At 72.3% G+C, this 1091-nt stretch carries 1 protein-coding gene; it reads left to right on the top strand.

What is annotated here, in order from left to right:
• The coding region (locus ACRDSQ_RS13195; protein ID WP_431421287.1) for a beta-ketoacyl synthase N-terminal-like domain-containing protein at positions 1-1091 on the top strand (1091 nt) is incomplete at both ends.

Genomic DNA, 1091 nt, shown 5'->3' with positions numbered 1-1091 from the left:
GGCGCGAACTGCTCGACCAGGGTGTGCCCGAGCGTGAGGTGTGGGAGCGGCTGGAGTCGCTCAACACCGGCAGGCTGCGCATCGCCAGCAAGGGCGTGCGCCGCGAGGGCGACGCCCTTGTCGCCGTCAGCGAGGATGACCAGCTCGACCAGGGCCTGTTCATGGCAGGCGATGTCGCAGTGCTCCGGTCACGGCCGACCACCATCGCCGCCCTGCACTCCGAGGTCACCTCCGGCGCGGTCGCGTTGTGGAACAAGCGGTCCGCCGTGCTGCGGTCCCACATGGACCTTCCGGCGGGCACTCCTGAGCTGCCCCCGCTGGACATCGCCATCGTCGGCATGTCCGCGATGTTCCCTGGCGCAGACACGCTCGCCGCCTTCTGGTCCACTGTGGTCGGTGGGGCGGACCAGGTCACCGAGGTGCCCGCGGGCCGCTGGGACGTCGACACGTACTACGCCGATGGCGGCGGTCCCGGCCGCACACCGTCGAAGTGGGGCGGCTTCCTGCCCGAGATCCCCTTCGACCCGCTGAGCTACGGCATCCCGCCGTCGACCCTCGCCGCCATCGAGCCGGTGCAGCTGCTGGCCCTGGAAGCGGCCCGCCGCGCGCTCGCGGACGCGGGCTACCCCGACGGCGGACCGGGCCGCGACCGCACGAGCGTGGTCTTCGGCGCCGAGGCGGGCAGCGACCTGGCCACCGCGCAGACCCTGCGCATGGCCCTGCCCGAGTACCTCGGCGCGGTCCCGGACCAGCTGGCCGACCAGTTGCCGGAGCTGAGCGAGGACACCTTCCCCGGCAGGCTGGCCAACGTCATCTCCGGCCGCATCGCCAACCGGCTCGACCTGGGCGGCGCCAACTACACCGTCGACGCCGCGTGCGCGTCGTCGCTGGCGGCGGTCGACATCGGCTGCAAGGAACTCGTCGGCGGCACCAGCGAAATGGTCCTGTGCGGCGGCGCCGACCTGCACAACGCGGTCGACGACTACCTCCTGTTCTCCTCGGTCGGCGCGCTGTCCAAGACGGGCCGCTGCGCGACTTTCGACTCCTCGGCCGACGGCATCGCCCTCGGCGAGGGTGTGGCGGTCGTGGTG

The sequence above is a fragment of the Actinokineospora sp. genome (assembly GCF_050699995.1).
In the GTDB taxonomy this organism is placed as follows: domain Bacteria; phylum Actinomycetota; class Actinomycetes; order Mycobacteriales; family Pseudonocardiaceae; genus Actinokineospora.
Note: the sequence above shows the minus strand (reverse complement) of the source record. Positions and strands in the feature narration are given on the sequence as shown.